This window comes from Candidatus Dormiibacterota bacterium (assembly GCA_035635555.1).
Taxonomy (GTDB): Bacteria; Acidobacteriota; Polarisedimenticolia; order Gp22-AA2; family Gp22-AA2; genus Gp22-AA3.
Genome location: DASQAT010000042.1, coordinates 1 through 25,944, shown reverse-complemented (window position 1 = coordinate 25,944; position 25,944 = coordinate 1). Strand labels below are relative to the sequence as shown.

General features: G+C 67.9%; 23 protein-coding genes. 7 read left to right on the top strand and 16 right to left on the bottom strand.

Going from position 1 to position 25,944, the window contains the following annotated elements:
- Positions 1-1,092, bottom strand: a 1,092-nt coding sequence (locus VEW47_12050) for a DUF885 family protein (protein HYS05915.1), incomplete at its 3' end; no start/stop codon positions are given.
- 49 nt (positions 1,093-1,141) lie between these two features.
- On the opposite strand from VEW47_12050, the gene VEW47_12045 reads away from it, so the two are divergent.
- Positions 1,142-2,026 (top strand): redoxin domain-containing protein, encoded by an 885-nt coding sequence (locus VEW47_12045; protein ID HYS05914.1) that lies wholly within the window; start codon positions 1,142-1,144, stop codon positions 2,024-2,026.
- Here the strand turns inward: VEW47_12045 and VEW47_12040 are convergent.
- On the bottom strand, positions 2,023-3,303 hold the full coding sequence (locus VEW47_12040) for a cation:proton antiporter (GenBank protein ID HYS05913.1): 1,281 nt from the start codon (positions 3,301-3,303) through the stop codon (positions 2,023-2,025). The genes VEW47_12045 and VEW47_12040 overlap by 4 nt on opposite strands.
- A gap of 75 nt (positions 3,304-3,378) precedes the next feature.
- Between VEW47_12040 and VEW47_12035 the strand changes: the two genes are divergently transcribed.
- From VEW47_12035 to VEW47_12025, 3 genes are all read left to right on the top strand, one after another.
- Positions 3,379-4,503, top strand: a complete 1,125-nt coding sequence (locus VEW47_12035; GenBank protein HYS05912.1) for a DUF3187 family protein — start codon at positions 3,379-3,381, stop codon at positions 4,501-4,503.
- Positions 4,504-4,718: 215 nt separating this feature from the next.
- A complete protein-coding gene (locus VEW47_12030) occupies positions 4,719-5,315 on the top strand; it encodes a helix-turn-helix transcriptional regulator (GenBank protein HYS05911.1) in 597 nt (198 codons plus the stop codon).
- A 116-nt stretch (positions 5,316-5,431) separates the two neighbouring features.
- Positions 5,432-6,811 carry a replication-associated recombination protein A gene (locus VEW47_12025; protein HYS05910.1) on the top strand — a complete coding sequence of 460 codons (1,380 nt, stop codon included), beginning with the start codon at positions 5,432-5,434 and terminating at the stop codon, positions 6,809-6,811.
- Here the strand turns inward: VEW47_12025 and VEW47_12020 are convergent.
- The 3 genes from VEW47_12020 to VEW47_12010 form a co-directional block, all read right to left on the bottom strand.
- Positions 6,795-6,998 carry a hypothetical protein gene (locus tag VEW47_12020; GenBank protein HYS05909.1) on the bottom strand — a complete coding sequence of 68 codons (204 nt, stop codon included), beginning with the start codon at positions 6,996-6,998 and terminating at the stop codon, positions 6,795-6,797. The genes VEW47_12025 and VEW47_12020 overlap by 17 nt on opposite strands.
- 313 nt (positions 6,999-7,311) lie before the next feature.
- A complete protein-coding gene (locus VEW47_12015) occupies positions 7,312-8,190 on the bottom strand; it encodes a metallophosphoesterase (protein ID HYS05908.1) in 879 nt (292 codons plus the stop codon).
- 109 nt (positions 8,191-8,299) lie between these two features.
- Entirely contained in the window at positions 8,300-8,698 is a 399-nt protein-coding gene (locus tag VEW47_12010; GenBank protein ID HYS05907.1) for a hypothetical protein, read from the bottom strand.
- A 63-nt stretch (positions 8,699-8,761) separates the two neighbouring features.
- Between VEW47_12010 and rho the strand changes: the two genes are divergently transcribed.
- Together rho and VEW47_12000 are read left to right on the top strand one after the other, a co-directional pair.
- Positions 8,762-9,961, top strand: coding sequence for a transcription termination factor Rho (gene rho / locus VEW47_12005; GenBank protein HYS05906.1), 1,200 nt, complete (start codon positions 8,762-8,764; stop codon positions 9,959-9,961).
- Positions 9,962-10,160: 199 nt separating this feature from the next.
- Complete coding sequence (locus tag VEW47_12000; GenBank protein HYS05905.1) at positions 10,161-10,364, top strand: cold-shock protein; 204 nt, start codon at positions 10,161-10,163, stop codon at positions 10,362-10,364.
- A gap of 113 nt (positions 10,365-10,477) precedes the next feature.
- Here the strand turns inward: VEW47_12000 and VEW47_11995 are convergent, their stop codons facing one another.
- The 5 genes from VEW47_11995 to VEW47_11975 form a co-directional block, all read right to left on the bottom strand.
- Entirely contained in the window at positions 10,478-10,834 is a 357-nt protein-coding gene (locus VEW47_11995; protein ID HYS05904.1) for a PilZ domain-containing protein, read from the bottom strand.
- A gap of 16 nt (positions 10,835-10,850) precedes the next feature.
- On the bottom strand, positions 10,851-11,327 hold the full coding sequence (locus VEW47_11990; protein ID HYS05903.1) for a PDZ domain-containing protein: 477 nt from the start codon (positions 11,325-11,327) through the stop codon (positions 10,851-10,853).
- A 118-nt stretch (positions 11,328-11,445) separates the two neighbouring features.
- Entirely contained in the window at positions 11,446-13,263 is a 1,818-nt protein-coding gene (locus VEW47_11985) for an APC family permease (protein ID HYS05902.1), read from the bottom strand.
- A 1-nt stretch (position 13,264) separates the two neighbouring features.
- On the bottom strand, positions 13,265-14,059 hold the full coding sequence (locus tag VEW47_11980; GenBank protein HYS05901.1) for an undecaprenyl-diphosphate phosphatase: 795 nt from the start codon (positions 14,057-14,059) through the stop codon (positions 13,265-13,267).
- Between the two features lie 66 nt (positions 14,060-14,125).
- A complete protein-coding gene (locus VEW47_11975) occupies positions 14,126-15,055 on the bottom strand; it encodes a PAS domain-containing protein (protein ID HYS05900.1) in 930 nt (309 codons plus the stop codon).
- 219 nt (positions 15,056-15,274) lie between these two features.
- On the opposite strand from VEW47_11975, the gene VEW47_11970 reads away from it, so the two are divergent.
- Positions 15,275-17,494, top strand: a complete 2,220-nt coding sequence (locus VEW47_11970; GenBank protein ID HYS05899.1) for a S9 family peptidase — start codon at positions 15,275-15,277, stop codon at positions 17,492-17,494.
- A gap of 53 nt (positions 17,495-17,547) precedes the next feature.
- Here the strand turns inward: VEW47_11970 and VEW47_11965 are convergent, their stop codons facing one another.
- From VEW47_11965 to VEW47_11940, 6 genes are all read right to left on the bottom strand, one after another.
- Positions 17,548-17,751 (bottom strand): cold shock domain-containing protein, encoded by a 204-nt coding sequence (locus tag VEW47_11965; protein ID HYS05898.1) that lies wholly within the window; start codon positions 17,749-17,751, stop codon positions 17,548-17,550.
- Between the two features lie 181 nt (positions 17,752-17,932).
- Positions 17,933-19,312, bottom strand: a complete 1,380-nt coding sequence (locus VEW47_11960; GenBank protein ID HYS05897.1) for an APC family permease — start codon at positions 19,310-19,312, stop codon at positions 17,933-17,935.
- Positions 19,313-19,409: 97 nt separating this feature from the next.
- The gene (locus VEW47_11955; GenBank protein HYS05896.1) at positions 19,410-21,473 is read right to left on the bottom strand and encodes a hypothetical protein; all 2,064 of its coding nucleotides are present in this window, start codon (positions 21,471-21,473) and stop codon (positions 19,410-19,412) included.
- A 250-nt stretch (positions 21,474-21,723) separates the two neighbouring features.
- Positions 21,724-22,707: an FAD binding domain-containing protein gene (locus VEW47_11950; GenBank protein HYS05895.1), complete on the bottom strand. Its 984-nt coding sequence runs from the start codon at positions 22,705-22,707 to the stop codon at positions 21,724-21,726.
- On the bottom strand, positions 22,707-25,151 hold the full coding sequence (locus VEW47_11945) for a molybdopterin cofactor-binding domain-containing protein (GenBank protein ID HYS05894.1): 2,445 nt from the start codon (positions 25,149-25,151) through the stop codon (positions 22,707-22,709). The genes VEW47_11950 and VEW47_11945 overlap by 1 nt, the downstream gene beginning before the upstream one ends.
- Positions 25,135-25,692 (bottom strand): (2Fe-2S)-binding protein, encoded by a 558-nt coding sequence (locus tag VEW47_11940; protein ID HYS05893.1) that lies wholly within the window; start codon positions 25,690-25,692, stop codon positions 25,135-25,137. Before VEW47_11940 ends, VEW47_11945 begins: the two co-directional genes overlap by 17 nt.
- Positions 25,693-25,944 lie beyond the last annotated feature (252 nt).

Genomic DNA, 25,944 nt, shown 5'->3' with positions numbered 1-25,944 from the left:
GAACATCTCCTCGTCGCTCCGCGGGTAGTCGCGCGACAGGTCGTCCATCACGGCCCGGACCGACGCGAGCGTCGCCGCCCGGCTTCCCCAGTCGAGACTGAGCCCTCTCCTCCTGCCCACGTCCTTCGCCACCTCGACGAGAAGGCCCTGGGTCTCCTCGACCCTGGCCTGCGCCCCCGCGAAGAGCGCCGCGGCGGTCTGGCCGTCCGCGAGCCGGAGATTGTGAACGAGCCGCCAGTCGTATTCCGTCTCGCCGCAGGCGTAGCGATCGGAATCGGCGAACGGCCGGTAGGCCTCCTGGAGGAACTCTCCGATGTCCCGGAAGGCCCTGGCGGCTTTCTGCCCCGCGAGGCGCAGCCGCCTCGTCAGATCCTTCGCGAACGGCCGGCTCTTGAGGAACCCCGACGCCTGATCCGGGAGCGTCTGCCCGAAGTAGCTCGCGTTGCTCCGCGCGATTTCGATCCCGTCGTACTGCACCATCCGGTGGTCCGGCACGTTCCCCGCGCGGATCCCGTCCTGAAGGACGCCCCGCACGGCGCTGAGGAACGGGGGAACGGCCAGGACGCGGCGCGCGACGCGCTCCCACTCCTCGACCGTGCCGCGCCCGCCATCCGGCATCCCGGCCATCTGCTGGATCTGCCAGTCCACGCCCCGGAACGGGGCGACCATGTAGGTGTCGACGCTCCGCTGGTCGTAATGAAGGTCCTCGAGAAGGTGAAGCATGAAGCGGATCTGCGCGCGCACCACTTCGCGGTCTATGCCGTCGCCGGGTGGCAGCGAGGCCGGATCGACCCGCTCGAGGTCGGAGAGGATCGAGCGGTAGAAGGCGATCTCCGAGGCCCGCCCCTGCTTCGTGACGTCGGGGAGCGTCGAGTCGATGTCGGCCAGCTCGGGACTGTAGCCGTCGACTCCCAGGTAGGTGGCCGTGACCGGGTTCCTCTTCAGGAAGCCGATGAAATAGCGCTCGCGGATATCGGACCAGGGCACGCGGGTGACCCTTCCGGCGCAGGCGAGAGGGGCTGCGAGAAACGCCGCGAGGAGGGCGAGGACAGCGAAGGTCCGCCACGACATCAGACTTCGTCCGCGTCCCATCGTCTCACGGACCCTCCGCCGGCGGGGGCGCATGATACCATTGTTCACCATGAGGACCGGTCGATCCCACCGCATCAGGCGACGGTCCGAGGTCGCCCGTCCGCTGTTCGGCGCCGTCTGCCTCTTCCTGGCCTGTGGCACCGTATTCTCGATCCCGCCGGCCGCGCCCGTGCCGTCCACCGGCGCCCCTCATCCCTCGGCCCCCGTCGTGAAGGTTGCGGGGATGACCCTGGAGATTCGCTCGGGCCGCGTCGTCGTGACGGAGGTCGCGCAGGGCTCGCCGGCCGAGCGCGCCGGTGTCCTTCCTCTCGACGTCCTGCTGGCGGTCAACGGACGCAGCCTGGTCGACCTCGATCCGATCACGCCCCAGCAGGTGCTGGGTCTGCTTCCGCGGGAGCCGACCCTCCGCACGCGCCTCGTCCTGGGTCGCGGGGCGGGCACGCTGTCGGTCGATCTCCCCCAGGATTTGACCGGCACCTGGGCGGTCCCCGTCCCCCCCGAGGAATTGCGGCCCGGAGCGCTTGCCCCCTTGTTCACGGGACGGGACCTGCACGGCAAGGAGGTCGCCTTGAAGGATCTCCTCGGCAAACCGGTCCTGCTGGATTTCTGGGCCAGCACGTGCCCCCCCTGCGAGCGCGCGGCCATCCCCCTCCGCCGCATCGCCGAGCGCTACGAAGGGAAGCTCGTGATCGTCGGGATCAGTCTCGACGAGGACCGGAAGGCGTTCGAAGCCTTCGTCTACAATCAGCACCTTCCCGGGGTCCAGCTGTTCGATGGGGGCGGCTGGCGCAGTCCTGTGGTCCGTCTCTACGGGGTGCCGGCGAACGGCATTCCCTACTACGCCCTTCTGGACGCGAGCGGCCGTGTCGCGTCCCTCGGCGACCTCGACCACGCGGAACAGGCGATCGAGTCGCTGACCGCGTCGCCGCGCTAGATCCTCTCCTCCTCCACGCGGGGAAAGACGCGGCGCAGCCACAGAGGGGTGATCATCGTGGTGACGAGGACCATCAGGACCATCACCGAAAAGATATCTCCGCCGATGATCCCGTGCGCCAGGCCGTATCCCGCGACGATCAGGCCGACCTCTCCGCGGGAGATCATCCCGACGCCGACCCTGAGAGCCTCCTCGTAGCGCAGCCCCGCAAGCCAGGCGCAGCCGCCACAGCCGATCACCTTCGCCAGGACCGCGATCGCCAGGATGAAGAGAGTCAGGGGGATCTGGCCGAGGAGCTGCTTGACGTCCGCCCGCAGACCAATGTTGATGAAGAACACCGGCACGAGGAAGGAATAGGCCAGCGGGTGGATGCCGCGGTCGATCCGTTCCTTGAATGATGTCTGGGCGAACAGCACACCCGCCATGTACGAGCCGGTGATGGCCGCGACACCGCCCAGGTACTCGGCCGCGAAGGCATAGAGGAACGTGACCACGACCACGAGGGCCATGAGCGGCTCGCTCACCCGCAGGCGGCTCGCGGCCGCGGCGAGCCTCTCCAGGTGGCGGCGTCCCAGGAACCAGGAGAGCAGGAAGAACAAGGTCATCCGCACGCAGACCCAGACGACCCCCGCGAGCGAGCCGACCGTCGTTCCGCCCGGCCCGCCGGCGGCCGGTCCTCCGGGAGGCGCCGCCACGGGTGCGGCGTGACCGCCGCCGACGAAGGCGCCCACGAGCGACAGCACGATGATCCCCATGACGTCGTCGATGACCGCGGCGCCCAGGATCGTGCTTCCCTCCCGGGAGCGCAGGCTCTTCAACTCCATGAGTGTCTGGGCCGAGATGCTGACGCTGGTCGCCGTCAGCACCGCGCCCATGAAGAACCCCTCCCCCCAGCCGTACCCGAACAGGCGGGCCGCAGCAGCGCCCCCCACGAGCGGCAGGAGCACGCCACCGAGCGCGGCCCAGAACGCGACCCTCCCGACCCGGCGCATTTCCCGGAGGTCGGTCTCCATCCCGGCGACGAACATGAGCAGGATGACGCCGATCTCCGCAATGACCTGCACGATCCCGCCGAGATCGAGCCGGGAAGCGTCCCCGGCGCGCGGTGCGAACACGCTCCAGCGCAGGACATTCAGCAGGCTCGGGCCGAGGAGGAGTCCGGCCAGGACCTCTCCGAAAACGGCCGGCTGGCCGAAGCGGTTGCTGAGGGTTCCGGCCCCTTTCGAGACGACCGTGACCAGAGCGAGCAGGAGCAGGACCTGAAGCACGAGGCTCATGCAAGGGCCCTCCTATCGCAGCCGCGGCCGCGCGTCAAGTGCGTTCGTCCGAATCGTGCTACTCTGCGCCGTCTCATGCGTCCTCGCGCGGCTCTCTGGCTCGCACTCCTGCTTCCCGGGTTCGCATTCGCCTCCGGCCTCGACGACCCCCTGCCGATCCGCGACCCGTTTCCTTTCAAGCTCCTGTTCCTGGACCAGCCCCCTTCGGCCGCCGCGCTGCAGCCGCCGCTCGGGGCGCGTTTCTCGATCAATTCGTCCTATGTGAACACCATGGTCGCGACCAACGACCTGGTCGAGCTCTACAACCGGGACCCGTCGTATCGCGGCATCGTGACCTTGGGTGTCCTGCAGATGGTGGCGAACGCCCAGCCTTCGCGGACCGCTTTCATCTTCGACGGCGAGACTCTGAGGACCACGCTGCAGGCGCGTGTCGGGATCACACAGCGATTCGAGCTCGGCGTGGACGCGCCGTTCCTGTCGCAATACCGCGGGTTCATGGACCCTCTCATCGACGAATTCCATCAGCGATTCGGACTGCCCGACGGCGGTCGCACCGGTTTCGATCACAACCAGTTCCGCGCCGGGTACATCGGCGACGGGGTGACGGTGTACTCCGATGAGGCACCGGGCGGCCTTCGGCTCGGCGATGTGGTCCTGTCGGCGGCCGGGGCGCTGCTCGTCGAGGGCCGCCGTTCCCCCGCCATGTCCCTCATGCTCTCCGCCAAGCTTCCCACGGGGGACTACCATACCCTCGATGGGAGCGGCTCGCTCGATTATGGCGGGACGCTGCGTCTCTCGAAGAGGTGGGGGCGGTCGACGGCGCACGCCGGGTTCAGCTTCAACTCGGTCGGCGAATGGCGGCTCGCCCCGAGCCTGGCGCTGCACAACTCGCGCAGCCTGTTCGGCGCCTATGTCTTTTCCGCGACGCCGGACACCTGTCTCATCCTGCAGGCCCTCCGCACCGCCGGACCGTTTCCGTTCCGCTCGGGAAACGACCTGGGGAAGGTGGCGATGGAGGTCGCCGGGGGCTTTCGCCACCGGATGGCGCCGGGATTCGAGCTGGAGTGGTCCTTCATCGAGAACATCGACCCCTATTACAACACCCCCGACGTCGGCGTCTTCCTCGGCCTGAACTACCGCACCGGTGGACCCGCCCCGAACACCGGGGGGCTTCCCGAAGGCGGTCCACCAAGTCGCTGAAAAATCAGGGGCTTCATGGCCAGGGACGGGCCGCGGGCGAGCCTCGTCCGCCGCGATGCCGTCGCCCGGGCGACCATTCCGATCGCTTATCATTTGCATTGCTTTCACCCCGACGTCGCCGTATAATTCCGCCGAAATCACAGACAGGTCGCGGGTTTCCGGGGAATGCACACCGTTGCTGGCCCGGAATAATACACTTCCTCTCGGGAGCTAACGTGGAACCACTCGACAAGCTCGTCATTGGCGAACGCATCAAGTCCCTGCGAAAGAGCAAGGCGCTGCGGCAGTGGCAGATGGCCGAACTTCTGGGCGCCACGCAGCCCGCGGTGCACAAGTACGAGAACGGTATCCTGCCCGAAGTGAAGCGGCTGCTCGAGCTGGCGCGCATCGGTCACACGTCGATCGAATGGATTCTCACCGGCCGGCACTGGGAGAACGGGGCGACCGAGATGGAAAGACTCAAGTCTGACGTCTACGAGCTCGCGTACCAGTTCAGCGCCTTCACGCCGGAGGAGCGGCGGATCCTCGCCGACGCCCTGGAGGTGATCAATGGGGCGGTCGCGGCGGTGCGGGAATCCAGCAAGCGCGAGCCGCGCGAGCTCGGCGAGCTCGAGATCGGCCGCGCGCTGAAGTCGTTCGAGAAGCACAGCCGCGAGTCTCTGATGGCGGCGCTGTCGGTCTACGACGCGGTCGTCACCACTCTGGCGAACAGCAAGGTCCGCGACCTGCGCAGCTTCGGTCAGGGCGGAGCCGAGGACGTCCCCGCGGACAGGCCCCTCCGGATGCCGGTGCTGCAGAAGAACGCGGGCTGATCCGTGGCGCGCCCGCGCACGGCGGGCCGCGAAGACCTGGCTCTTCCCCCGGGCGCGACCGGCGGCCGCACCCTGGCTTGATTGACAGGCCTCCGGTCCGCGTCTAACCTCCTGGCATGGAACTCTTCTCATCGGACCCGGACTCCCCGCGTCCCGGCGACCCGGCGCGCGCGCCCGAGTCGGCGCCCCTCGCCGATCGAATGCGTCCCGAAACTCTCGACGAGCTCGTCGGGCAGGACGAGCTGATCGGCCCAGGACGGCCGCTGCGCGCGGCGATCGAGCGCGACCAGGTCCGTTCGATGATCCTGTGGGGGCCGCCTGGATCCGGGAAGACCACTCTGGCGCGTCTCGTCGCCCGCCTGACGCGGGCCCAGTTCATCCAGTTCAGCGCCGTCCTTTCCGGCATCAAGGAGATCAAAGACGTCATGCGCGCGGCCGAGCAGTACCGGCGCGCCACGGGACGGCGAACGATTCTGTTCGTGGACGAGATCCACCGCTTCAACCGAGCGCAGCAGGACGCCTTCCTGCCCTACGTCGAGAGCGGCGCCATCACGCTCATCGGCGCGACCACGGAGAACCCGTCGTTCGAGGTGAACGCCGCCCTGCTGTCGCGCTGCACCGTCCACACGCTGCCGGCGCTCTCCGAGCGGGCCCTCGCTCTGATCCTCGACCGGGCGGTCCGGTCTCCGCGGGGTGTGGCTTCCCGGCGCGTCGTAGTTTCCGAGGACGATCTCCTGTACCTCGCGTCCCTGTCCGGAGGGGACGCGCGGCGGGCGCTCAACATCCTGGAGCTTCTCGCGACGACGACGGCCGAGGCGGCCGACGGTACGCGCCCCGTGGACCGGGCCTCGATCGCGCGGGCCGCCGAGCGCGCGCCGCTCCTCTACGACAAGGCCGGCGAAGAGCACTTCAACCTGATCTCGGCGTTGCACAAGTCGCTGCGCAACAGCGACGCCGACGCCGCCCTGTACTGGCTGCTGCGCATGCTCGAGTCGGGAGAGGACCCGCTGTATCTGGCGAGACGTATGGTGCGCTTCGCGTCGGAGGACGTCGGGAACGCCGACCCGCAGGCTCTGAGGGTCGCTCTCGACGCCAAGGACGCGTTCGACTTCCTTGGGATGCCCGAGGGGACCCTGGCCCTGGGCCAGGCGGCGGTCTACCTGGCGCTCGCGCCCAAGAGCAACGCGCTGTACGTCGCCCTGGGCCGGGTCCGCGAGGATCTGGACGCGGGTCTCACCGACCCGGTCCCGCTCGCGATCCGGAACGCTCCAACGGGACTCATGAAGAGTCTCGGCTATGGCAGAGACTACCAGTACGCGCATGACGTCGAGGAAGGGACGACGGACATGGAGTGCCTGCCCGACCGCGTGCGCGGGCGGCGGTACTACGAGCCGAAGCCTGTCGGTTACGAGAAGACGCTGGTCGAGCGGCTCAAGGAGATCAGGGACTTGAAGGCGCGCCTGCGGGAGCGCCGGGAGATCAAGCGGTCGCCCTGATCGCGGAGGATGGCCGGATCAGCATCCAGGTGACGTCCTTCTCCGGGCAGGAATTGCACATCGGGAAGACCTTCCCCGCTTGGAGCTCCAGGGTGAGCTCGCGACCCGCCAGATGGCAGTTCTGGCACCGGTAGGTTCCGGAGATTCTGCAGATCTCGCCGCTCTTCCAGGTCCTCGAGGAGTTCACGCGTGCCTCCGTGCGGTGCGGCGGACAAGAGAAGAGGGGTGACGGCGTCACCCCTCGCGAGCCAGTTCACAATGAAGGGGGACCTATCTCTTCCCCTTCTTCATCTTTCCCCCCTTCTTCTTGGCGCCTTTCTTCTTTTTCGGAATGGCCACTCACCCCCTTTCGCGTCGCACCGAGGCATCATCCGAATGCGATCGACGATCGAAAAAATCCGTCGCCGGTATAACATCGAAGTTGATCGACTGTCAATAGATCGCGCGTCCTGCGCCCCTCCGGCGATCGCGCGGGGCGGGATCGATCGAGGGCGCGAGGCTTACGACTGCCCGATGATGCTCCGGGCGCGCTTGCCGGGGGGCGCGCCGGCGCGCAGCGTGATGACGTCGATGGTCGGACGGCAGAGGAAACGGACGGGGAGCCACGACCAGCCGAGCCCGCGGCTCACGTGCAACCGCACCTCCCGTGCGACGTCGTACCATCCCTGCTGGTGATCGCGCGAGGCGTACGGGATATAGAGCGCGCCGATGATCGGCAGGCGCACCTGGCCGCCGTGCGTGTGGCCCGCGAGGACGAAATCGATGTCCCAGTTGCCCAGATCGCGCACGACGTCGGGGCTGTGGGCGACGAGGATGCAGGCGTCGCTGCGCGAGACGCGCGCCATGGCGAGCCTCAGGTTGTCGTGTCCCGTGACCGGATCGTCGAGACCGGCGATCACGATCTTCCCTCCCGGGTAGAGGATCGTCCTGCTGCTGTTACGGAGAAGGGTGAAGCCTGCGCTCTCCACGACCTCCGGACCCCAGGTTCCGGGGACCCGGTCCCCGTAGTCGTGGTTGCCCCAGACGACGAACTTGCCGTAACGCGCGCGCAGCGCGCCGAGAAACGATCGGAGCTCCTCCCGGTGATCGTGCCCGCGGACGAGGTCGCCCGAGATGACGATGATGTCCGGGTGCGCGCTGTCGATGATCTCGATCGCCCGCCGCTCGCGATACCCCAGTGACGCGATATGGATGTCGCTGATGTGCACGAGCGTCAGGTCGGGGGCGATCGGGCGAATCATCGGCAGGTACTCGACCGAGCGCACGACCTCGATCCAGTTCGGCTCGACGAGCGTGGCGTCCACCACCATGCCGCAGAGGAGGACCCCGGCGCCCAGCAGAGCCCATCGTCCTGCGCGGGACCGGGGCAGAGAAGGCATGCCCACCAATATAAAGAAGATGCCGCGCTGCGGCCAGCCGATGACCGGGATAGCCGGAACCGGGGATGCCCCGGGCGTTCCCGGCCTTGACCCGGACGGGGGGATCCGGCTACCATGACCTGTCACGCCAATGGGGTTTCTCCTCCCCCTCCATCAGGAACGGCCTTAGCCCTTGACTGAAAAGAGCCATCACGATCACGGTCGGCCTGTGCATGGCCGGCCCGACTCGACGCATCGCCACGATTCCGGGGCGCAAAAGCCGCCCGCGGACCCGGGCTCGCCGTCCGGCGCCTCCGGGGAGGACCGTTCTCCGTCGACGGACCCCCGGCAGGGTGGTCACGGCGCCCAGGGGCGGGACGCGCACGGCCACGCCGCCCATCGCCGCAACCACCGGCACCACCGGGACTGGCGGCACCGCCGGTCGAATCCCCCGCGCGGCGGCGCGCGCCAGGAGGGGGGCGCGGGACAGGGCGAGACCGGACGTGTCCAGGGATCCGCCCACGGCCACGGGAGCCCGCATCCCCGGGACTCGAGACCGCAGGCCGGAGCGCCGACCATCGAGGCGGGTGGGGTGCTGGAGATCCTCAACGAGAACGGGGGGTTCCTGCGGCAGGCGGCGCGCAATTACCGGCCCTCCCCCGAGGACGTCTTCGTGCCGCGCGACATCCTGTTGCGTCTCGGCCCGGCGAACCACCGTCTCAACGGGGGGGGAATCGAAGGGGTCGAGATCGACGGAATGGCCTCGGCGTCCCCGCGGGGCGGACGCCCGGCGCACGACCCCAGGCACGGTCACCAGCGCCAGGCGGGCCGGGGCGGGCACGCGGGCCACGGCGGGGCGCCGGGACCGGGCACGGCCAGTCTCGTCGATGTGCGCTCGATCAACGGCATGCCGATCGAGGAGTTCGCGAAGAGACGGCCGTTCTCCGAGCTGACGTCGATCGATCCGCTGGAGAGAATCCGTCTGGAGACCGAGCCCGCCGAGCTGTCGATGCGCGTCATCGACCTCCTGACGCCGATCGGCAAGGGGCAGCGGTGCCTCATCGTCGCGCCACCGCGCGCCGGCAAGACCACCCTCCTCCAGAAGATCGCGGCCGCCATCTCGCGGAACCATCCGGAGATCCACCTGGTCGTGCTCCTGGTCGACGAGCGGCCGGAGGAAGTCACCGACATGAAGCGCAACGTGCGGGGTGAGGTGATCGCCTCCTCCTCCGACGACATGGCGCGGCAGCACGTCTCCGTGTCTCGTATCGTCCTCGAGCGCGCCCGGCGTCTGGTCGAGGTGGGCCGCGACGTGGTCATCCTGCTCGACTCCCTGACCCGGCTGGCGCGCGCGCACAACACGGCCACCCCGGGCACGGGCCGGACGCTCTCCGGCGGGCTCGACGCGCGCACCATGGAGCAGCCGCGCCGCCTGTTCGGCGCGGCGCGCAAGGCCGAGGAGGGCGGGAGCCTGACGGTCATCGCCACGGCCCTGGTGGACACCGGCAGCCGGATGGACGACGTCATCTTCCAGGAATTCAAAGGCACGGGAAACATGGAGCTCGTCCTCGACCGCGACCTGTTCGAGCAGCGGATCTATCCCGCGGTCGATATCCCCAAGTCCGGCACGCGCAAGGAAGAGAAGCTGTTCACCAAGGAGGACCTCCCGCGCATCCACAAGCTCCGCCGCGTCCTCTTCGAGATGAAGCCGCGGGATGCGATGATGAAGCTTCTCGACAAGCTGTCGAAATACCCCACGAACGCGGAATTCCTCAAGGCCCTCGACATCTGATTTTTTTCTTGACTTTTTTCCCCCGAACCCTTACTGTTTCTTCTTGTAGGAAGTGAGGTTTCTGGTTGGACTTATGAAATGGCCCCAGGGACGCACGACCCCCTGGGGCTTTTTTAATGTTCGGCAGAACCGGAGCTTCCTCCTCCGGGACACGGAGTCCCGGTGCAATCAGCCTCATGACGAGGCGGAGGTAAGGTTCGTGGCAACAACAGGTCGCGTCAAGTGGTTCAACAACAGCAAGGGTTACGGCTTCATCGAGATCGAGGGTGGCAAGGACGTCTTCGTCCACTTCTCGGCCATTGAGGGCAGCGGTTACCGCTCGCTTGAGGAGGGTCAGGCGGTCGAGTTCGAAGTCACGCAGGGCACCAAGGGCCCGCAGGCTTCGAACGTCAAACCGGTCTAACCGGTCTCGCGGGTGGTCGCATCGCCCACGGCGACAAGGACCACTGATGAAAGAAGCCCCGGAGGCTCCCGCCTCCGGGGCTTTTGCGTTTCGGCGTGGATGGAATCGGACCCTTACAGGCTGTTGAGGTACGCCTGCAGCCGCTTCCTGTCTTCAGTCTCCATCCTCGTGAATTGGAGGGAGATCTCGTAGCGGCGGCTCGGCATGTCGCCCGGCCGCTCCCCGCAGCGCAGGACCTTCGCATCGACATCCAGGATCATCGGCGCGCGCAGGTCGCCGCCGACGAGGTGCAATGTCATCTTGATGAGGATATCCGCCTCGATCGGGCGGTTGGAGGCGCAGCGGGCGCCTCCGCTGCTGATGTCGATGGTCATCAACTTGAGATCGGGAGGAACGTGCTCTCCCGGCACCGCCCTCACCTCGAGGAGCGCCAGGAATCGATGGTGCCGCCGCTTCTCGTCGTCGGACATGACATCCCCGGTTGAATCAGTTCCTGGCGATCGGGTGATACTCTTTGGCGTGGGTCTCGATGATCCTCGCGAGCAGCGTCTCGGGGATCTTCTCCAGCCTCACCTTGACTGTCGGGCTGTCGACGGCTCGCCTGAGGCCCAGGGTGAGAAACCCGCCGATCTTCCAGTCGTCATCCTTCATCATGGCGGATTCCGTGGTGTCCTTGGAGAGGGTGACACCATTGACCGAGACCAGGGTATCGTCCACCCTGACCCCCGCCTTCTCCGCCGGGCTGCCGACGACGACCGCCGTGACGCGCAGGGATCCGTCCTCGTTCTGTTCCAGCTCCACTCCCATCCAGCCCCGCGTCTGATACATCTGCTTCATGTGGGCGGCGCACTCCCCCGCCGACTTCGTGCATGTCACGTGGTCGCCCGCGACGACGGCCGTGACGGCCAGGACCAGCACGGCCATGATCATCACGCCACGATGACCGATGAGAAGACGATGCATCTCCTGTCCTCCTTCGGCTGAGCGCTCCCCGGAGCAGGGGATCCGAGACCGGCGCATCTTACCATCAAAGCGGCGTCTGGCCCCGCGCGCGGCATCCCGCGGGGAGGGCGAGCCCTGCTCAGCGGGAGAAATGGAACGGGATGCTGGTGACCACGACGCCCGGCCTGAACAGCAGGGCGCCCTTGATCAGGAAGGCCGACTGGTTGTGGAACAGCCCTTCCCACCAGTGGGCGGTGACGAACTCCGGCAGGACCACCGTGACCATCTCGTTGCGGCGGCGGCCGTGCATCAGGTCGTCGATGTGATCGACCAGCGGCTGGACCATCGACCGGTAGGGGGACTCGAGAACGCGCAGCGGCACGCCTCCGCCCCACGCCTTCCACTGCTGCCGGACCTGATCGACCCGGGCCGGATCGATCGCCACGTGGACCGCTTCGACCTCGTGAGCGATCGACTTGGCGTAGCGGACGGCGTACACGGTGGCCCGGTTGACCGCCGAGATCGGTACGATGGCGGTGTGGCGCAGGGGACGCTCCGGCTCGATCTCGCGCAGCGAGAGCTGCTGCCGCACATAGAAATAGTGCCGGTGGGTCCTGAGGAAGAAGATGACGAACAGAGGGATGAGCAGGATGACGATCCAGGCCCCCTGGAGGAACTTGGTTGTGGCGATCACCAGGAGGGCCGCGCCGGTGGCGGTCGCCCCGGCGGCGTTGATGACCGCGTGCAGACGGTAGCGCTCCCCCTTCAGTCTCAGGTGCCGCATCACCATCCCCGATTGCGACAGCGTGAACGCCAGGAAGACCCCGACCGCGTACAGCGGGATCAGCCGGTGGGTGTTCCCCCCGAACAGGATCAGCAGGAATCCCGCCGACCCCGCAAGGATGAGGATGCCGTTGGAGTAGACCAGACGGTCCCCCAGGTTGGCGAGCTGGCGGGGGACGAAGCGATCGCGCGCCAGGATCGACGAAATGCGAGGGAAATCGGCAAAGGAGGTGTTCGCCGCCACCATCAGGATGGACGCAGTGGCGATCTGCATCAGGTAGTAGAGCGGGCCGGCGCCGAAGATCGCCCGCCCGAGCTGCGACACGACCGTCTGCCTGGCGCCGGGGATCACCGTGTAGACGTGCGCCAGGTAGGAGGTCCCCAGAAAGAAGAAGGCCAGGATGACGGCCATGATCATCAGCGTCAATGAGGCGTTGCGCGCCTCGGGCTTGCGGAATGTCTGGACCCCGTCGCTCACCGCCTCGATGCCCGTCAGCGCGGCGCAGCCCGCGGAGAACGCCTTCATCAGGAGCCAGAGGTTCAAGTCGTGTTGGATCTCGGGAAGCGCCGCCACGGGCGGCTCGACCGCCGGGTAGCCCAAAAGGGCGCGCACGATGCCCGTGACGATGAGGGCGGACATCGAGAAGATGAACAGGTAGGTTGGGAAGGCGAAGATGCGCCCCGATTGCCGCACGCCCCGCAGGTTGCCGACCGCCAGGAGGAACAGGAACAGCAGACCCAGCGCCACCCGGTCGCGCAGAAGACCCGGGAACGCGGAGGTCACCGCCGCCACGCCCGCGGCGGTCGACACGGCCACGGTCAGGATGTAATCGAGCAGGAGCGCGGCGGCGGCGATCAGACCCCACAACGTCCCGAGGTTCTCCCTCGCCACGATGTACGAGCCGCCCCCCTCCGGGTAGGCGTGAATCGTCTGGCGGTACGAGACGATCACGATGAACAGAAGAAGGGCGATGACCGCGGAGATCGGCATCGAGTAGTCGAGGGCCGCCATGCCCGCGATGCTGAGGACCAGCAGGATCTCCTCGGTCGCATAGGCCACGGACGACAGGGCGTCCGAGGAGAAGACGGCCAGGGCGATCGGCACCCGCAGCCGTTCCTCCTGGAAACGCTCCGTTTCGAGGGGCGTCCCGAGGAACCAGCGTTTCCAACTCATCTCACTTCACCAGGAAGTAGATGACCGGGGCGATCGCGATGCGGTACCAGGCGAAGGGGCGCAGTGTGTAGCGTCCCAGGAACGCGACGAACGTTCGCATCGCCGCGTAGGCCGCGACGAAGGCGACGACGAACCCGATGGCGAAGGGCGCGATGTCCGCGGACCCCAGGTGGGACCAGCTCTTCATCAGATCGTACAGCGTCGCGGCGGCCATCACCGGCACGGCCGCGACGAACGAGTAGGTGGCCGCGGTCCGTCTCTCCAGTCCGCACAGGAGGCCGCCGACGATCGTGGCCCCGGACCTCGACACCCCCGGCCACATCGCCAGACACTGGAACAGTCCGATCACGAGCGCCTGGCGGAAGCCGAGGTCGTCGACGCTCGTGGTGGTCGTAAGGGAGTGGAAGCGCTCGACCGCGAGGATGACCAGACCGCCGGCGAACAGGGCGCAGGCGACGGTGCCCGGCCCGAACAGGTTGTCCTTGATCCAGTCGTGCACGAGAGCCCCCGCCGCCAGCGCGGGGGCCGTGGTCACGAGCAGGAGGCCGCAGCCCCGCGGCCCCGCGAAGCCGGCCCGCGCCCGCGGCCGGAGCAGATCGAGGAACACGCGGCGTTCCACGACCACGACCGCCAGAATCGCCCCGAGCTGGATGAAGATCTCGAACGTCTCGGCGGTCTCGCCGCGGAAGCCCAGCAGGTGCCCCGCGACGATCAGGTGGCCGGTGGAGGACACGGGGAGGAACTCGGTCAGACCCTCGACGATCCCCAGCAGGATCGCGATTCCGATGAGGCCCATGGGCGCGGAGCCTACAGGAACGCGGGGCGGCGTTGCAAGAGCGCGCCGATTCGGCGGCCGGGTCCCTCAGTGCCGCAGTTTCTTCATGCCGGTCGTCTCGACCAGCACCCCGTGCCAGGCGATCGGTCTCCCGGACGGGTCGCGCACCAGGATGGCCTCGTCGCGGAACCAGCGGATCTCGCCGGACTTATCGAGAAGACGGTACTCGGAGGTCACGAACCCCTTGTTGCGCACCGCCTCTTCGCTCAACTCCACCAACGCCCCCGCGTCGTCGGGGTGGATGATCTTCATGAAGAACGTCGCGTCACCGAGCCACTCCTCCGGCGAGAACCCGAGCATCGCCTTGGCCTGGGGACTCACGTAGCGCGTGCGGTACGGCGGATCGACGTCGCAGCGATAGATGATGGCCGGAACGTGCTCCACCAGGCTGCGGAAGCGGACTTCGGTCTCGGCGAGCTGCGTCATGAGGCGCGAGTTCTCGAGGGCCACGGAGGCGACGTCGGCGAAACGCCGCGCGAGGTCCAGCTCTCCCGGCGCCCAGACGTGCGGCCGCTTCGTGATCAGGATGAGGAGGCCGAAGCTCTCCTCTCCGCTCAGGAGCGGCAGGTAAGCGACACCACGTATCGCCATGATCTGGCGGGCGCGCGAGTTCACGCGCGCGTCGTCCGCGGCGTTCTTGATGGCGACCGGTCGGCCGCTCTTGAGGGCCTTCTGCGCCGCGGCCGAGCGGGACAACTGGAGCTTCAGCCGCGGGGCGTCCTCCGGGTGGCGACCGGAGCTGATGACTCCGTAAAGCGCCCTCTCATCCTTGTCCACGAGCGCCAGATGGGCCCCCTGGACGCCGATCAGGCTGGCGGCCGTATCGACGACCTTCTTGAGGGTGGCGCGCTCGTCGCCCAGACGCGCGATATCCGCTGTCAGGCGGCACAGACGCTCGAGTTTTTCGTTGCGGCGGCGCAGATCTTCGAGGCGTCTCTCGTTTCTGAGACCCTGCATCCCGGGAAGGCCCCCCTCCGGTCTCCGCGCATCATCTATTTAAGATGGTAACTCGCTGCTGTCAATCCCCAATTTCGGCCCGGGACCCCCTTTTTTTATCCGGGCTCGACGAGGGAGCATTCCGCCCGGTTGACTCCACACGCCCTCCCGTCCTATACGGGGGCCTCCAGGCGGGGCGGGAACCACGCCCCGGGCCCGGACAAGCGGAGGTGCGACGTGATGCCCCATCCCCTCATCCTGACGAGCCTCGCGCTCGTCCTCGCCGCAGCGCCGGGCCAGGGCGAAGGACGCAAACGAGGCCGCGGTCCTGACACGCAGGACCCTCTCACTCTCGAGCGTGTCGCGCGGTACCCCCCGCCCGGCGCGCGGGTCGCCTCGCATTTCCGCTTCGGTCACGACGGCCGGTACCTCTACTTTCTCGGTCTCGAGGGGGAGGGTGTCGCCCGGTCCCTGTTCCGCGAAGAGGTCGCGACCGGCGCCCGCCAGGTGATCGCCCGGGCGCCCTCCGCCGGCGGGAAGGGGCTGACCGCCGAGGAGATCCTGCGCCGCGAACGGCAGAGGATCCAGGACCAGGGGATCACGCAGTACCACCTGGCGGCCTCCGCCGACGTCGCGGTGTTCGAGTCGGGCGGCGACGTCTACCTGGCGCGGCCGGGGCAGGAGGCGGACCGCCTCACCGACACACCGTCGTCCGAGATCGACCCCCAGCCGTCCCCCGACGGGACGCGCGTGGCGTTCGCGCGGGACGGCGAGCTGTACGTCCTGAACATCAGGACGCGCGCCGAGAGCCGCCTGACCTCGGGGGCGCGCGACGGCCTGTTTTACGGGATCGCCGAGTACATCGCCCAGGAGGAGATGGACCGCGCCTCGGGTTTCTGGTGGTCACCCGACGGTACGCGCCTCGCCTACACGGAGGTCGACGAGACCACGATCCCGGTCTACCCGATCGTCCACCAGGGGAAGGCGGCCTGGGAGGTCGAGTCTCCCCGCTACCCGTTCGCCGGCGGGCCGAACGCGCGCGTCCGCCTCGGGGTCGTCCCGGCCGGCGGTGGTGAGACGGTCTGGGTCCGAATCTCGGACAAGGACGAGGACTTCTACCTGGCCCGCGTGCGCTTCGACGAGGACGGCTCTCTTCTGGTCCAGGTGGAGAGCCGCGACCAGAAGAGCCTGAGACTCCTGCGGGCCGATCCGAGGACCGGGGACGTCAGGCCGCTCCTCGAGGACCGCTCGGACTCCTGGATCGACCTGCACGACGATCTGCGTCCCCTGCGCGACGGACGATTTCTCTGGTCGAGCGAGTCCACCGGCTTCCGGCACCTCGAGCTGCGCGCCCGCGACGGGTCGCTGGTCCGGCGACTGACCGAGGGGGACTGGGCGGTCGATGATCTCGAGGGGGTGGACGAGATCGAGGGGCTGGTCTATTTCAGCGCGGCGAAGGACGGCGTCACCGAGCGGCATCTCTACCGCGTCGCGCTCGACGGCGGTCCCGCGGCCAGGGTCACGACCGAGCCGGGCTGGCACAAGACGACCTGCGCGCGCGACGGCCGCCTCTTCGTCGACGTTCATGAGAGCGCCGCCGCCCCGCCGCGCGCCGTCCTCAAGGATGCCTCGGGCCGGCAGGTGCGTGTCCTGGACGCCAACTCCGATCCCGAGCCGCGGAGCCTGGCCCTGCGCCCGCCCGAGCTCGTCACTCTCAAGGCGAGGGACGGCAGCGTCCTGCACGGCGCGCTCTACCGGCCGCAGCCGCTGAAGCCGGGAGCGAAGTATCCGGCGATCGTGCGCGTGTACGGCGGACCGACGGCGCAGACGGTGATGGACGGCTGGGAGGTGACCGCCGACCTGCGTGCCCAGTATCTGGCACGGCATGGCTACGTCGTGTTCCGGCTGGACAACCGCGGCACGCCCCGCCGCGGCAAGGCGTTCGAGACCGCGCTCGCGGGACATCTGGGCTCCGTGGAGGTCGAGGACCAGGTCGCCGGGGCCCGATACCTGGCCGGCCTGCCGTACGTCGACGGGAAGCGCCTCGGGATCTACGGCTGGTCCTACGGCGGGTACATGGCGGCCCGCTGTCTGCTGCTCGCGCCCGAGCTCTTCAGGGCCGCGGTGGCGGGGGCCCCGGTCGCCGACTGGGACGGCTACGATACGCATTACACGGAGCGCTACATGGGCCGGCCGCAGGACAATCCGGAGGGTTATCGCGGGAGCTCCCTCCTCCCTCTCGCATCACGCCTCTCGGGCCGCCTGCTGATCGTGCACGGCATGATCGACGAGAACGTTCATTTCCGGCACACGGCCCGGCTGATGAACGCGCTCAATTCGGCGCAGAAGCGCTACGACATCCTGATTTTTCCGGACGAGCGCCACCTGCCGCGCGGCGAGGACGACCGGCGCTACATGGAGACGCGCCTCGTGGACTTCTTCGATCAGGCCCTGAAATGAAGCGGGCCGCCCCGGATGGGGCGGCCCGCAGGGAGTCTATCGGAGCGTTCGGGTCAGACCTTGCGGACGTTGGCGGCGGCCGGTCCCTTCTGTCCCTGCTCGATCTCGAACTCCACCGCATCACCCTCGGCGAGCGACCGGAACCCCTGGGCCTGGATCGCCGTGTGATGGACGAAGACGTCTTTGCCTCCGTCGTCCGGGGTAATGAAACCGTACCCTTTACTGTCGTTGAACCACTTCACCTTACCCTTGGGCATCTGACTGAACCTCCGAAAAGTTGGGCCGTCCGGTCGCTGCTACCGCAAACGCGGTACTCTCCCTGCTTCACTGCACACCGGATGTCCCATGAATGGCGAGCATTGTCCCCGAAGTGAACGTCCGGTGTCTAGACCCTTCCGAAAAAAATGACTGGACGCCATAACGGGGGCAAGGGCTCCTTCAGGGGGCGGCCACGTGGCCCGGCGCTCGACCCTTGCCGCGGAACACGAGAAAGGTCACTGGACCCGTGGCCAGAACTACGAGAATGGAGAGTCCCTTCCAGGCATCGAACGCTCCATCGGTCAGGACGCTCTGAACGACGGCCAGGGCCGAGAGGATGACGCACGGGATGATCATCAGCACCAGACCCACGGTCCCGAGGGGAATGCGAAACGGCCTGCCGCCCGCTCCCGCCGCCGGCATCGCTTGCTGTGGAGGGGCGTGCGCGCGCAGACGCAGGAGCGCCGCGAAGATCAGGAGATACGCCAGGACCTGGACCACGGAGAACACACCGGCCAGTTTCTCGAATTTGAGGTAGACCACCGGTGTCAGAATGAGGCCGCCGACCAGGAGCGACACGGTCGGTGTCCCGAATCGCGGGTGCGTTCGCGCGAACCCCTTCGGGAACAGACCGTCCTCCGCCATGACCATGGGCAGCCTCGACTGGCCGAGGATCGTGACCATCAGGAGGCACGTGCTGCTGACGAGCCCTCCCGCCGCCATGGCCATGCCGAGAGCCGGCCCCCCGAGCTCCTGCGCGGCGACGGAGAAATACGACTCCCTCCACTCGTTCCAGTGGCCGTTCCCGGCCAGGGCCGCGAAGGTCGGAAGGATGTAGCTCAGGGACGCCATCGGCACGGCGAACGCCAGGGCGATCGGGAAGGCGCGCGACGGGTTCTCCACCTCTCCAGCGTTGGTGGTCAGCTTCTCGAAACCGGAGTAGAGCCAGATGGCGATCCCCAGACCTGCCACGAAGGCGACCAGAGGTGACTTGTCGGCAGCCACGAACGGCACGAGGGGGTTGTAGCGCCACTTGAGAAGACCCGCGAGCGTCAGACCGAGGAACGGCAGGAAGATCAGAAGTGTCAGGACGACGGACGTCGTGCCGACGGGCCTTATGCCGCGCCAGTTCATGTACACCGTCACCCAGATCACGACGACCGCGATGACCCAGTTCCACAGGTGCGACAGGTCCGGGATCCAGTAGCGCAGGTAGTTGGCGAACAGGACGGCGAAGGCCGCGTTGGTCGCCAGATTGGCGAGCCACACGAGCCAGCCAGCCATGTACCCGGTGAAGTCGCCGAACGCCATCCGCGCCCACCTGTAGTACCCACCCTCGACCGGGTAGCGCGCCGACAGCTCCGCGCACGCCAGCGCCACCGGGACCGCCCAGATGAACGGCAGCACGACGAGCGTCAGGAGCGCCATGCCCGGCCCCGACCCGGAGATCATCTCCTCCAGGCCGTAGGCCCCGCTGCAGATGACGGAGTAGGTCATGAAGACGAGATGGAGGGTCGAGGCCTTGCGCGGTTGCGCCCGGTGCGGCTCGCCGTTCGTCATGGCGGGCGACTCTAGGCGATGCCCGGGGAGGAGGTCAAGGCAGCGGGATCGCCGGGCCGGTCCGCGGGCGCGGAACGGCCCGGCGATTCCCGAGGTCCTACTGCTTCACCGCCGGGCCGACGACCAGGCTCACCGACGTGCGGTACAACACCTCAAGATAGATGTTGCGGCCGCTCTTGTGCTTCGGGATGAGCGTCGAGTAGGTGTCCGATCCCCCGGTGATGCATGCCGTGCACGGGATTGGCACGTTGTTGAGTCGCGTGCGACCGCCCTGGTTATCGATCATCAGGATGTTGAATCCGCGCAGATCGGTCTCGCACACCGTGGTCCAGACGACTTCGCCCGAACCCTTCCCCTGCGCGGTGTTGGTCAGGAGCCGGACATCGTAGAGGGACGGATCGCAGGCATCGCCGAGGCCGTTGCCGTTGCAGTCGAGCTGGAGGCGGTTGGCCGCCGCCGGACAATTGTCGCAGGAATCGGGGACGCCGTCCGAGTCGCTGTCGGGCAGACGCGCATCGTAGGGGTGCACGCAGCCGAGGGTGGGATTGCACGAGTCGAGCGTGCAGTCCCTGCCGTCGTCGCAGCCGATCGGCGTTCCCCCGCAGATCCCGTTGCTGCACGTGTCCGACGTCGTGCAGGCGTTAGAGTCGTTGCACGGGTCGGTGTTGGGATCGTGCCGGCAGCCGCTCGCCGGGTTGCAGGAATCGGTCGTGCACGGATTTCCGTCGTTGCATCCCAGGGGCGTTCCTCCGCAGGTCCCGTTGCCGCACGTGTCCGACGTGGTGCAGGCGTTGCCGTCATCGCACGGAGCGCTGTTGTTCGCATGGACGCATCCGCTGGCCGGATCGCACGAGTCGGTCGTGCAGGGGTTGCCGTCGTCGCAGTTCGGCGGCGCCCCTCCCGCGCAGGTCCCGCCGCCGCACGTATCGCCCGTCGTGCAGGCGTTTCCGTCATCGCACGGAGCGCTGTTGTTCGTGTGGACGCATCCAATCGTCGTGGGATCGCAGGAGTCGGTCGTGCAGGGGTTGCCATCGTCGCAGTTCGGCGGCGCCCCTCCCGCGCAGGTCCCGCCGCTGCACGTATCACCCGTCGTGCAGGCGTTGCCGTCATTGCACGGAGCGCTGTTGTTCGCATGGACGCATCCGCCCGCCGGATCGCAAGAATCGTTCGTGCAGGGGTTGCCGTCGTCGCAGATCGGCGGCGCCCCGCCCATGCAGGTCTCGCCGCTGCAGGTATCGCCGGTCGTGCAGGCGTTTCTGTCGTCGCACGCCGAGCCGTCGGGGCGCGGAGTGAACGAACAGCCGCTGACCGGGTCGCAGGTATCCGCCGTGCACGAATTCCCGTCGTCGCAGACCCTGGGACTGCCGAGGCAGTTCCCACCGTTGCACGCATCGTCCTCGGTACAGAGGTTGCCGTCGCTGCAGGGACCCGGGTTGTTGCTGCGAACGCAGGCACCGATCGCCGGATCGCAGGCGTCCACAGTGCAGGCGTTTCCGTCGTCGCAGTCGATCGGCGCGAAACCGCAAAGGCCCGTGGCAGGATCGCAGGTGTCCTGGGTGCAGGGATCGCCGTCGTCGCACTGAGTCGAGATGCCCTGGCACACGATCGATCCTGAATCCGTCGCAACGCACTTATCGTCGGAGGTGCAGAGGTTTCCGTCGTCGCACCGAGACCCTGTGTGGGACGCGCGCTGCCCGAAACACTGACCGGCATTGTCGCAGGCATCGGGTCCCGTGCACGAGTTTCCGTCGTCGCACGCGGTCCCGGCCGGCTGAATCGCCCCGACACAGGCCCCCGTGTCGCTGCAGATGTCATCGATCGTGCAGATCAGCCCGTCGTCGCACGCCGTTCCGGCCTGTTGCGTCTCATGGACGCAGCCTCCCCCCGAAGCGGGATGCACCGGGTCGAACGAGCACGAATCCACGGTGCACGAGTTGCCATCGTCGCAGTTGAGCGGGTCGTGCCTGCACGTCCCGTTCGCGACATCGCACGAATCGACGGTGCACGGGTTGAAGTCGTCGCATGGGGGGCACTCGAGGGCGGGGACCGGCCCAGCGTCGCGCGCCGCGAAACCCGGGCCTCCGGAGGCGGCCATGAGGATCAGCGGCCAGATGGCGACGACCGGCAGGAGCACTCTGCGAAGGTTCGACTGATGCCACATGCAATCTTCCTCCAGATACCCTCCCCCCGCATCAGGAGGGCGAAAACCCTTCCAGAATCAGAGGGATGTCCTGTTCAGTGCGTAAGGTAAAGTGTGTCTCCGGCCGTCCCGGGAGCCCGCCGGGGCTCGTCTTGGGGTCCATGTACGCCGCGGCGGACTTCATGTCAACCGGGAATTATTGGGATTACGGAGGAGAGGCCCTCATCCGGCTCGGGCGAACACGCCGCCCGGCACCCCCGCCAGCCGGCCTTCAGCCCCGCCGGATCTCCCCGAGCGCGTCGCGGACGAAATGGCGGGCCATCTCCTTGCGCCAGCGCAGGGCGAAGTCGGTGTTGTCCACCGGCTTTGCCAGCGGGTAGGCGAGACCGGCGGCCTCCTCGATCGCCTCATCGGTGAGCGGCCGCCCGACGAGCGCCGCCTGGGCCGCCTGCGCCTCGACCGGGGCCATGGACACGGCGCCGAGCCAGAGGCGGGCGTCGGTGACGACGCCCCGTTCCACGCGCACGCACGCGGCCACTCCGAGCACCGGGAAATCGAACGCCTCCCGCCGGCGCAGCTTGCGGTAGGCGGATCGGAACCGCGCCGCCCCGGACGGCAGGGTGATGCCGGTGAGGATCTCGTCCGCGCGCTTGGTCAGGTACTGGATGCCGTCGCGGTTGTAGAGGTCCTTCGCCTCGAGAGTGCGCTCCCCCTTCTTCGAGAGCAGGTGGAAGCGCGCGCCGTAGGCGCACAGCACGGGGGCCGTGTCGCTCGACGAGACGGCCAGGCAGATGTCGCTCCCCGGCGCCACCCAGCAGGTGTCGCCGTCGCACTTCATGCAGAAGTTGATGGCGCGGCGCCACTCGTAGTTCTGGTCGTAGTAGTTGCAGCGTGTGTCCAGGCAGATGTTGCCGCCTAGAGTCCCCATGTTCCTCAGGATCGGCGTCGAGATGGAGTGGATCGCCTGGTAGAGCCCGGGGTAGTGCCGCCGCACGAGCGGGCTTTCCTCGAGTTCCGTCAGCGTCGTTCCCGGCCCGATCCACACGCCGCGCGCGGGACTCCCCTTGACACCCCGGAGCGTTTCGATCTTGCGGAGGCCGACGAGCGTGGCCGGCGTCTGGTGGCGGCGCTTCATGTTGGGGTAGAGGTCGGTGCCACCCGCGACGACCATCGCCCGCGGTCCCTCGCCGTGCAGGATGGCTGCGGCCTCGGCCAGGGTCGAGGGGGCGCGGTAGCGGAACTTCGGGAGTCGCATCACGGCCGTGGCTCCCGTGTGATCGGAGCGGGCCGCGATGCCGCCGCGCGTCCGGGCGCGGGTGCTGTGCCCGCCTCCCACGGCGTCGGCACGCGGATCGGCTCCGGCCACGTCACGTCCGGCACCCCCTTCGGTCCGTGCCGCTTCGCGGGTGAGGCGAGCGCCTTCAGGATCTTGTCGGGGGTCACGGGAATCTCGTCGACGCGCGCGCCGACGGCGTCGTAGACGGCGTTCACCACGGCGGGGGGGATCGGCAGGAGCGGGCCCTGTCCGACCTCCTTGGCCCCGAACGGACCGTTGGGGTCGGGGTCCTCGATGATGTAGGAGACCACGTCGGGCATCTCCATGGTCGTGGGACTCTTGTATTCGAGCATGGAGGGGGCCTTGTGCACGCCCTGCCGGTTCGCCCGGAACACCTGCTCCTCCATGAGCGCCTCCCCCAGTCCCATGTAGACGCTTCCTTCGATCTGGCCGACCACGAGGACCGGATTGATGCATTGTCCGACGTCGTGCGCCAGATGGACCCGCTCGACCCGGATCCACCCTGTCTCCTTATCGACGTCGAGCTCGACCACGGCGGCGCTGTAGGAATAGGCCGGCGACGGTCCGACCCCGGCCCCCTTGTACCGTCCCGCGGAAGGGGGCGGCGTGTAGGAGCCGACCGTGCCGATGGTTCCGAACCTGGATTCGGCCAGGACGACCGCCTCCGGGAACGTCATGCCCCGCTCCGGTGATTGGACGTCGAAGACGCGCCGGTCGGCGAACCCGAGGCGTTCCGGGGGAACGCCGAGCTTCTCGGCCGCCCCCTTCGCCAGGATCTCCCGCGCCCGCTCCGCCGCCTGGATCGCGGCGTTCCCCATCATCAACGTCACGCGGCTGCTGTACGAGCCGAGATCGACCGGCGTCAGGTCGGTGTCGCCGAACACGATCCGGATGTCGTACGGGTCGATGCCGAGCACCTCGGCGACCACCTGGGCGAGGACGGTGTCGGACCCCTGGCCGATGTCGATCTCGCCGCAGAAGACCGCGACACCCCCTCCCCGATCGAGCCTCAGCTGCACGCCGGTGTGGGGCATGTTGTTCCAGTAGATCGGCAGCCCGGCCCCGCAGAGATAGGACGAGCAGGCCAGTCCGATCCCCTTGCCGCGCGGCAGGCGGCGGAATTTCCGGCTCCAGTCCGATCCACGCACGACCGCCTCGATGCACTTCCCCAGGCCGATCGAGCCGACCCGCAGGTAGTTGGCGGTCAACGAGCCGGGCGGGACGAGGTGCCGGAGGCGCAGCTCCGCGGGGTCGATCGCGAGCTTCTCGGCGATCTTGTCGAGATGGACCTCGAGCGCGAAGCGCGGCTGCGGCGTGCCGTGGCCGCGTTTCGGCCCGCAGGGCGGCTTGTTGGTGAAGCAGCGCAGTCCTTCGAACTTGTAGTTCTCCACGTTGTAGGTGACCGTCTGCAGAGCCCCGGTGTAGTAGGTGCTGGCGACACCGTACGAGCCGTAGCCGCCCCCGTCGAGGTAGCTCTTGAAATGCATCGCCTTGATTGCCCCGTCCTTCGTGAGACCGGTCTTGATCCGCATCAGGACAGGATGGCGGCCGCGATGGCAGTAGAAGACTTCCTCGCGCGTCAGGGTGATCTTCACCGGCCGGCCGGTGAGAAGCGCCAGCTTCGCGACGACGATCTCGTGGTTGAACGGGTCGCTCTTGCCGCCGAAACCTCCCCCGTTCGGGCAGGCGATCACGCGGATGTGCGCGGGCGGCATCTCCAGCACCTTCGCCAGGGCGCGGTGCACGTAGTGCGGCGTCTGGGTGCTCGACCAGACCGTCACCTTGCCATCCGGATCGACCATCCCGACGGCCGCGTGCTGTTCCATCGGCAGATGGGTGCTCCCTTCGTAGTAGAAGGTGTCCTCGAGGACCTCGTCCGCCTGCGCGAAGCCGCGCCCGACGTCGCCGAACTCGAGCGCGACCTTCTTGTGGATGTTCCCCTCGTCGCCGTAGTCGTGGATGCGGGGGGATGGCTTCCTGATTGCGTCCTCGATCGACAGGATCGGATCGAGCGGCTCGTACTCGACCCGGATCGCGTTCATGGCCTCGAACGCGATGTCCTCGTCCAGGGCAGCCACGGCGGCCACAGGGTCTCCCACGAACCGCACCTTGTCGGGGCAGAGGGCGTGCTCGTCCTGGCTCACCGGCAGGATGCCGAAGGGGATCGGCAGATCCCGCCCCGTCAGCACCGCGAGCACCCCCGGCATCCTTTCGGCCTTCGACGTGTCGATCCTGACGATGCGCGCGTGCGGCACCGGCGAGCGGTGCAGCTTGCAGAAGACCATCCGCGGCAGGACGATGTCGTCGGCGAACTTCGTGACGCCCGCGCACTTGGAGAGACCGTCCACCTTGCGGACGGAGGAGCCCACGACACGCAGGGCTCCCCTAGATGCGGCGGCCATGGAGGACCTCCTGCGCAGGCTGCGCGCCGGGATCGCGCCGGCGCCTGGCGGCCAGCTCCACCGCCTCGAAGATCTTGATGTAGCCGGTGCAGCGGCACAGATTTCCGGACAGGGCCTCCTTGATCTCCTGGCGCGTCGGATCCGGTCTCGAGTCCAGGAGCGCCTTGGCGGCGCACAGGATCCCGGGGGTACAGTAGCCGCACTGCGCGGCCCCCAGCTCGGCGAATGCAGTCTGCAGCGGGTGCGGCCGGGGTCCGTCCGCCAGCCCTTCCACGGTGACGATCGGCCGATCCTCGCACTCCAGGCCGAGGACCAGGCACGACAGCTGCGGCTTCCCGTCGAGGAGCACCGTGCAGGTGCCGCACTCCCCCAGCTCGCAGCCGTGCTTGGTGCCGGTCAGGCCGAGGTCCTCGCGCAGGACCTCGAGGAGCGTCTTGTGGGGCGCGAAGGAGACCTCCCGGGATTCCCCGTTGACGCGAAGCCGCAGGTGCGCGTTCGTCCGCTCGGGGAGGACCGCGCCCCTCTTCCTCCCGCGTTTCATCTTTTGGGCCACGGCGTGATCTCAACACCGGGCCCGCGACCTGTCAAGCAAAAGCGTCGCTGGGCGATCCGCGGAGGCCCGTGGCGGGCCGGCGCGGGGTCGCGCCTCATATTTCTGTGAAGTGGCTGGTCACTGTCAAGATCGTGTGCCGATCACCGCAGCTCCTTTCGGACAGACGAGCGTCAGGCTCAGCGAGGTTCCTCACCCTTCTGTTCGCGCTCCACGAGGGCGACACGTAGTCGCCGGCGCACG

Bases quoted from the DNA above. Each gene is read 5' to 3' on its own strand.
- VEW47_12045 (HYS05914.1), top strand. From the start codon at position 1,142: ATGAGGACCGGTCGATCCCACCGCATCAGGCGACGGTCCGAGGTCGCC.
- VEW47_12040 (HYS05913.1), bottom strand. From the start codon at position 3,303: ATGAGCCTCGTGCTTCAGGTCCTGCTCCTGCTCGCTCTGGTCACGGTC.
- VEW47_12035 (HYS05912.1), top strand. From the start codon at position 3,379: ATGCGTCCTCGCGCGGCTCTCTGGCTCGCACTCCTGCTTCCCGGGTTC.
- VEW47_12025 (HYS05910.1), top strand. From the start codon at position 5,432: ATGGAACTCTTCTCATCGGACCCGGACTCCCCGCGTCCCGGCGACCCG.
- VEW47_12015 (HYS05908.1), bottom strand. From the start codon at position 8,190: ATGCCTTCTCTGCCCCGGTCCCGCGCAGGACGATGGGCTCTGCTGGGC.
- VEW47_11995 (HYS05904.1), bottom strand. From the start codon at position 10,834: ATGTCCGACGACGAGAAGCGGCGGCACCATCGATTCCTGGCGCTCCTC.
- VEW47_11990 (HYS05903.1), bottom strand. From the start codon at position 11,327: ATGCATCGTCTTCTCATCGGTCATCGTGGCGTGATGATCATGGCCGTG.
- VEW47_11985 (HYS05902.1), bottom strand. From the start codon at position 13,263: ATGAGTTGGAAACGCTGGTTCCTCGGGACGCCCCTCGAAACGGAGCGT.
- VEW47_11980 (HYS05901.1), bottom strand. From the start codon at position 14,059: ATGGGCCTCATCGGAATCGCGATCCTGCTGGGGATCGTCGAGGGTCTG.
- VEW47_11975 (HYS05900.1), bottom strand. From the start codon at position 15,055: ATGCAGGGTCTCAGAAACGAGAGACGCCTCGAAGATCTGCGCCGCCGC.
- VEW47_11970 (HYS05899.1), top strand. From the start codon at position 15,275: ATGCCCCATCCCCTCATCCTGACGAGCCTCGCGCTCGTCCTCGCCGCA.
- VEW47_11965 (HYS05898.1), bottom strand. From the start codon at position 17,751: ATGCCCAAGGGTAAGGTGAAGTGGTTCAACGACAGTAAAGGGTACGGT.
- VEW47_11960 (HYS05897.1), bottom strand. From the start codon at position 19,312: ATGACGAACGGCGAGCCGCACCGGGCGCAACCGCGCAAGGCCTCGACC.
- VEW47_11955 (HYS05896.1), bottom strand. From the start codon at position 21,473: ATGTGGCATCAGTCGAACCTTCGCAGAGTGCTCCTGCCGGTCGTCGCC.
- VEW47_11950 (HYS05895.1), bottom strand. From the start codon at position 22,707: ATGCGACTCCCGAAGTTCCGCTACCGCGCCCCCTCGACCCTGGCCGAG.
- VEW47_11945 (HYS05894.1), bottom strand. From the start codon at position 25,151: ATGGCCGCCGCATCTAGGGGAGCCCTGCGTGTCGTGGGCTCCTCCGTC.
- VEW47_11940 (HYS05893.1), bottom strand. From the start codon at position 25,692: ATGAAACGCGGGAGGAAGAGGGGCGCGGTCCTCCCCGAGCGGACGAAC.